This window comes from Moorena sp. SIO2C4, assembly GCF_010672485.1.
Taxonomy (GTDB): Bacteria; Cyanobacteriota; Cyanobacteriia; order Cyanobacteriales; family Coleofasciculaceae; genus Moorena; species Moorena producens.
In genome coordinates, this window is sequence record NZ_JAAHGN010000347.1 from 1 (window position 1) to 6883 (window position 6883).

The 6883-nt window shown below is 45.1% G+C and carries 6 protein-coding genes; 2 read left to right on the top strand and 4 right to left on the bottom strand.

The features are described from left to right. Positions 1 to 129 precede the first annotated feature (129 nt). The 3 genes from F6K20_RS18380 to sufC form a co-directional block, all read right to left on the bottom strand. On the bottom strand, positions 130 to 1392 hold the full coding sequence (locus F6K20_RS18380) for a SufS family cysteine desulfurase (RefSeq protein ID WP_287295574.1): 1263 nt from the start codon (positions 1390 to 1392) through the stop codon (positions 130 to 132). Positions 1393 to 1546: 154 nt separating this feature from the next. Continuing rightward, positions 1547 to 2872: a Fe-S cluster assembly protein SufD gene (gene sufD, locus F6K20_RS18385; RefSeq protein WP_287295575.1), complete on the bottom strand. Its 1326-nt coding sequence runs from the start codon at positions 2870 to 2872 to the stop codon at positions 1547 to 1549. Continuing rightward, positions 2872 to 3660 (bottom strand): Fe-S cluster assembly ATPase SufC, encoded by a 789-nt coding sequence (sufC, locus tag F6K20_RS18390; protein WP_070392943.1) that lies wholly within the window; start codon positions 3658 to 3660, stop codon positions 2872 to 2874. The genes sufD and sufC overlap by 1 nt, the downstream gene beginning before the upstream one ends. 273 nt (positions 3661 to 3933) lie before the next feature. Here sufC and F6K20_RS18395 point away from each other — a divergent pair, with 273 nt between their 5' ends. Further along, complete coding sequence (locus F6K20_RS18395; protein ID WP_287295576.1) at positions 3934 to 4080, top strand: hypothetical protein; 147 nt, start codon at positions 3934 to 3936, stop codon at positions 4078 to 4080. A 39-nt stretch (positions 4081 to 4119) separates the two neighbouring features. On the opposite strand, the gene sufB is transcribed toward F6K20_RS18395, so the two are convergent. Next, a complete protein-coding gene (sufB, locus tag F6K20_RS18400; protein WP_008187504.1) occupies positions 4120 to 5559 on the bottom strand; it encodes a Fe-S cluster assembly protein SufB in 1440 nt (479 codons plus the stop codon). A gap of 391 nt (positions 5560 to 5950) precedes the next feature. Between sufB and sufR the strand changes: the two genes are divergently transcribed. After that, on the top strand, positions 5951 to 6616 hold the full coding sequence (gene sufR, locus F6K20_RS18405; protein WP_287263317.1) for an iron-sulfur cluster biosynthesis transcriptional regulator SufR: 666 nt from the start codon (positions 5951 to 5953) through the stop codon (positions 6614 to 6616). Positions 6617 to 6883: the final 267 nt, after the last annotated feature.

The window sequence follows — 6883 nt, forward strand, 5'->3', positions numbered from 1 at the left end:
GCATTCATTCCTTAATTCAGCAACGCCCATAATTTTTCCCCGATTCCCGATTCCCGATTCCCTATTCCCGATTCCCGATTCCCGATTCCCTAAAACCCAAAAATTTGTACCTGACCCAAATTGCTAGATTCACTCCATAGCACTTCTGAAAAACTCAATTGTTTCTTTCAACGCCACAATAAATCGATCAATCTCTTCAAAAGTATTATAAAAATACAAACTGGCTCGTGCTGTACCAGTTACTCCTAAACGATGGTGCAAGGGTTGAGTACAATGATGTCCAGAACGAATTGCTACACCGTCTTGATCCAACAGGGTAGATACATCACTAGCATCCAATCCTTTAACATTAAATGTTGCTAAGGCTGCCCTACCTTTACCATCTATTGTTGGTTGGGGACCATACATGATTAGATCGGGAATTTCCTGCAACTGCTTAAACAAATAAGCGGTTAATTCTTCTTCATAGCTATGGATAGTATCCATACCCAAGCCAGTCAAATAGTCTACTGCGGCACCAAGTGCGATCGCTTGAGCAATGGCTGGTGTCCCTGCTTCAAATTTATGGGGTAAATCCCCATAGGTGGAGTGATCCAGAAATACTTCGGCAATCATTTCACCACCACCTAAAAATGGAGGCATGGCTTGGAGTAAGTCTAGTTTTCCATACAGAAAGCCAATCCCGGTGGAAGCACACATTTTATGACCCGATGCCACTAGCCAATCACAATTCATCGCTTGGACATCAATGGGCATATGGGGGATACTTTGGCAAGCATCAATCATTACCCTAGCGCCATAGTCGTGTGCGATCGCAATAATTTCGTCTACGGGATTAATACATCCCAAGGTATTGGAAACATGAACCACACTTACCAGTTTGGTTTTCTCAGAAATTAGCTGTCGGAACTGTTGTAAATCAAACTCCTGAGTCTCGGTCAATCCCACATACTTTAGTACGGCTCCAGTTTTCTGAGCAATAATTTGCCAAGGCACCAGATTGCTGTGGTGTTCCATAACCGAGAGAATAATTTCATCTCCCTGGCGCAGATTTTCCAAACCCCAGCTGTAAGCTACTAAGTTAATCGCTTCCGAAGCATTGCGGGTAAAAACAATCTCTTGTCGTGACTGGGCATTTACAAAACTAGCTACCTTATCCCGTGCCCCCTCATAACCGTCTGTCGCTCTAGTGCTAAGGGTATGGACACCTCGGTGAACATTAGCATTGTCCATTTCGTAGTAGTGGCGCAGTGCATCCAGTACTACTACCGGTTTCTGGGCAGTAGCCGCATTATCGAAGTAAATCAGCGGTTTACCGTTAACCTCCTGGTGCAAAATAGGGAAGTCAGCCCGGACTTGATCAGCAATGGTTTTTTCTTGAGTTAAGGTCATGTTACTGTTGAACGTTATTCCGTTCCCGTTTTGAACTGATGGCTATAGGACTTATGCATTTGCCCCCTAAATCCCCCGAGCGAGCAATCCCTCGCTCGGGGGACTTTGACATCATTACCACCCAATTTTGGGGGGCTAGGGGGGCGAAATTCACTTAACCGCGTAAGTCCTGGACTGTTTCCGAAAGTCTTTGCCTAAGAGAAGCTAGGGGAATTTGATTGAGTATTTCTGCTACAAACGCATCAATCAACAGGTTACGGGCATCGGTTTCCTTTAGTCCACGACTTTGCAAATAGAAGACTTCATCCGCTTCCAGCTGACTGACTGTAGCACCGTGGGAACATTTGACATTATCAGCTGTAATCTCCAACTGAGGCTTGGTATCAACTCTAGCCTTGGGCGATAGCAACAAATTGCGATTCAACTGAGCTGCATTGGTCAACTGGGCTGCTTGAGGAACAGAAACCTTACCATTAAACACTGCATGAGCACTACCATCTATAATGCACTTTTGCAGCTGATTACTGATCCCATTGGGATGATTCAACATCACCGCACTATGAGTATCTGCCAACTGTTGCTCACTAATCGCGGTTAAGCCATTTAGAATCGTTTCGGTCCCCTCACCCATCTGAAACACCTCCAGAGTATGGCGAGACAACTTCCCCCCAAAGGCTATGCCATGGCAACTATAAAAACTATTCCGAGCTTGTGCGATCGCACTCTTGCCGACATGGAAAGCCTGATTACTTTCCCCATCAACCCGGATATGAGTCACCCTGGCATTCTCCCCAACCCATACCTCGGTCACGGAATTCGTCAAATAAACACCCTGAGCGCTCGCCTCTTGGCCATGGCAATACTCTTCAACTAAACTCAGCTGACTACCAGGCTCCGCCACCACCAAACAACGGGGCTGAAAAAGCCTAGGCACCCCATCAGCCATGGAAACAAACAGCAGATGAATGGGAAGCGTTACCTCAGCATTCCTTGGCAACCAGATCACCGCCACATCAGTCAAACCAGCGGTATTGAGCAGCGTAAACACATCGGTTACGCCCTGGTGCTTGCCCAAATAATCAGCAATTCGACTCTGATACTCTGATGGCAACTCAGCCAAATTCCCTAAAAACACCCCTTCAGGCAATCCAGCCACAGAGGATAGCTCAGGGGCATAAATTCCATTGACAAATACTAATCGGCTGTTCATCGCCTCTGGCAAAACTACCGGACTAATATCCAAGGTGCTTGTATCAAAAGCTAAAGCAGCCTCAAAGGTCTCCTGCAACAGTGGCGACAAATCCGTAAACCGCCATTCCTCATCTTTAGTGGTAGGAATTGCTAACTCCTGAGCAATCCCCCTAGCGTGGTTACTTAGCTCTTGTAACCAATCCATCTCAACCGGATTATCCTGGCGACATTGCTCTAGCAGTGCCGACAAATAAGAAACCTCCCGTTTTACAGAAACTTCCATAGTCATCAGACACTCACCTCAGCAGTCTCGTCTTCCAGCACCCAGTCATAGCCACGGGATTCCAACTCTAGAGCCAACTCCTTACTACCAGTCCTGAGGATACGACCATCTGCCATTACATGAACAAAATCCGGCTCAATATAATTCAGTAAACGTTGGTAGTGAGTAATCAATATCATGGCATTCTCAGCACTTGCCAATTGATTCACCCCATTGGCCACAATCTTGAGAGCATCAATATCCAAGCCAGAATCTGTTTCATCCAAAATCCCCAGTTTCGGTTCTAGAAGTGCCATTTGCAGAATCTCATTCCGCTTCTTTTCTCCTCCAGAGAAGCCTTCATTGAGACTACGCTCTAGAAAGCTGGGATTCATTTTAACAATTTCCAGCTTTTCTTCAACTAAATCCTCAAAATCAAATGTATCAATTTCTTCCAATCCCTTGTGCTTGCGACGGGAATTGTAAGCCACCCGCAAGAAATCTAAATTACTGACACCAGGAATTTCCAATGGATACTGAAACGCCAGAAATACCCCAGCCAAAGAGCGTTCCTCCGGCTCCATTTCTAAGAGATTTTGCCCTAAAAAACTTACCTCGCCTCCCGTTACATCATAGGCTGGATGACCTGCTAATACCTTAGACAAAGTACTCTTACCAGAACCATTTGGCCCCATAATCGCATGGATTTCTCCAGCTTTCACTTCCAGATTCAATCCCTTCAGAATCTGGTTACCATCCACATCTGCCGTCAAATCCCGAACAGACAATATTATTTCACTAGTTTCACTAATCATTTTGACTTGAAATTAAATGCTTTATCCCAGAAGTATTGTTAACAGGTTTAATGTTTAAGGTTAGCAGGTTTAATGTTGAATGTTGAATGTTATTAGGTTTAATGTTTAAGGTCATCAGGTTTAATGTTTAAGGTCATCAGGTTTAATGTTTAAGGTCATCAGGTTTAATGTTTAAGGTCATCAGGTTTAATGTTGAATGTTAGCAGGTGTAATAAATATTAGACCAGGTGGTGCGTTACGGGACGGACTTTCCCAACAGTGGCTACCGATAAAATGAGGGCGAGCCCGTCCCTAACACACCCTACGCAACTAACTTTCAACAAACTAACCTTCAACCTTCAACCTTCAACCTTCAACCTCCCAACCTTCAACCTGCTAACAACCTCCCAACCTTCAACCTCCCAACCTTCAACCTGCTAACAACCTGCTAAATACCTCCTAACAACCTGCTAACCTTACTTATCCGACTGTACCTTCTAGCTTCAGGCTTAAAAGTTTATCTGCTTCAGCAGCAAATTCCATGGGAAGTTCATTGAAGACATCTTTACAGAAGCCACTGACCATCATGGAGATCGCATCTTCTTCTGAAATCCCTCGTTGAGCGAAGAAAAATAGCTGGTCTTCACCGATTTTGGAAGTGGAGGCTTCGTGTTCGACTTTGCCCATGTTGTTCTGGACTTGAATGTAGGGAAACGTATTCGCCTCAGCTGTATCCCCAATCAACATAGAATCACACTGGGAGTAGTTCCGTGCTCCCTTTGCCTTCGGACCAATTTTGACTAGACCCCGGTAGCTATTTTTGGACTTACCAGCAGAAATCCCCTTAGAAATGATGGTGCTGCGGGTATTTTTACCGATATGCACCATCTTGGTACCTGTGTCCGCTTGTTGGAGATTGTTGGTTAGAGCAACAGAGTAGAATTCACCAATGGAATTGTCACCCACTAGAACACAACTGGGATACTTCCAAGTAATCGCAGAACCAGTTTCTACCTGAGTCCAGGAAATCTTTGAATTTACTCCTTTGCACAATCCCCGCTTGGTAACAAAGTTGTAAATTCCACCTTTACCATTTTTATCCCCAGCGAACCAGTTTTGCACCGTGGAGTATTTAATCTCAGCATTGTCCAGGGCAACCAGTTCCACCACAGCTGCGTGCAGCTGGTTACTATCGTACATCGGTGCAGTGCAGCCTTCTAGGTAACTAACATTGCTGCCTTCTTCCGCCACAATTAGGGTACGCTCGAACTGTCCAGTATCTCCATTATTAATCCGGAAATAGGTGGACAGTTCCATCGGGCACTTGACTCCTTTGGGAATATAGACAAAGGAACCATCACTGAAAACAGCTGAATTGAGAGCAGCAAAGTAATTATCTGCCACAGGAACAACACTACCCAGGTATTTCCGCACTAACTCCGGGTGTTCTTGCAAAGCTTCCGAAATCGAGCAGAAAATTACCCCCGACTCAGCCAGCTTCTCTTTGAAGGTAGTGGCGATCGAGACACTATCAAAGATGGCATCCACTGCTACATTAGCCAGCCGCTTTTGCTCAGATAGGGAAATGCCTAATTTATCAAAGGTTTCCAGTAAAGCTGGGTCAACTTCGTCCAGGCTATTGAGTTTTTCCTTCGTCTGTTTGGGTGCTGAGTAGTAGATAATCTTTTGGTAGTCAATGGGAGGATAGGTAACATGGGGCCAGGTTGGCTCTGTCATTTTCTGCCATTGTCGATACGCCTTCAGGCGAAACTCCAGCATGAACTCAGGTTCGTTTTTCTTAGCCGAAATCAGACGGATAATATCCTCATTGAGTCCACGAGGAATGGTATCCGCTTCAATATCTGTGACAAAGCCGTACTTATAGGGCTGGTTGACTAATGTCTTGACAGTGGCAGTCATCGATTTAGTGCTCTCTTATCATTAAGGATTCAACAGAGTTACAAACACAGTGATAGTTTGTTCGCCTTTGACTTTCCCGTAGAGTAGGTTGGCAGGTTGGAAGGTTAGAGGTTGTAGACTGCGGGTAGCGACTGCATCAAGACAGCGGCTTGCTTTTATCGCCGGTTACAACTATGATATACAGCTTCCTCATGCCCACGGGATATTATCTGGTGACTGGGTGGATTAAAACAACGTTTTTGTTGTTTAACTCTATTGTAGGTTATATTAACAACAAACATGTTGTTAAAGTCAAGAGAATTTAGATTTAATAGTAATAACGGTACCGACAAGCACCAAAGGGAAGCCTGAGTGCCCTTCCCCTGTTACCCAATCCCCAACTCCTAAGCCCATGATGCCTACTCAGCAAACTTCCACCAAGCGAGACATCTTACAATATCTCCTCAAACAGGATCGAGCAAGAGCCCAGGAGTTAGCCACAGCCATAGGGGTTAGCCCCCAAGCTATTCGACGTCATCTCAAAGAATTGGAGGCAGAAGGGCTAATTGAGTACAAATCTGTTCAAATTGGCATGGGGCGTCCTCAACATATCTATCACCTCTCTCACAAAGGACGCGATCGCTTTCCCCATCATTACGGAGAGTTTTCCGTTTCCCTGCTCGATACCATGACAGAAACCTTGGGTCGTGAACAGACTAGCACGATTCTACAAAAGCAATGGCAACGTAAAGCTCAAGAATACCGGGAGTGTATAGGAAATGGTACAGTGCGAGAGCGAGTAGGCAAGTTAGTAGAACTGCGTAGACTAGAAGGTTATATGGCAGAGTGGCACACCCTAGAATCAGGTAATTTAAATAATGGCGTTAGCGAGCAGTATATTTTAACCGAATACAATTGTGCTATTTCCAACGTTGCCGAATCTTACCCCAGTGTGTGTGGTCATGAACTGGAAATGTTTGCCGCCGTATTGCCAGATTGTACAGTGGAGCGTACTCACTGGCTCAATAATGGAGAGCATCAGTGCGGCTATTTAATCAAAGGGCCAGCAAATAACTAACATGCCAGTAACTAAGGCTGTAAGCATTCAGCTATCAGCTGTCAGCCGTTAACCACAGGCCCCAAGTTAATACCACCTCAAGTAGCTTGCATGGTAAAGGCTTATAGCGTGGCACAGGCTTCTAGCCTGTTACATACTCCATTAGCTGATAGCTGATAGCTGATAGCTGATAGCTGATAGCTGATAGCTGATAGCTGATAGCTGATAGCTGATAGCTGATAGCTGATAGCTGATAGCTGATAGCTGATAGCTGATAGCTGATAGCTG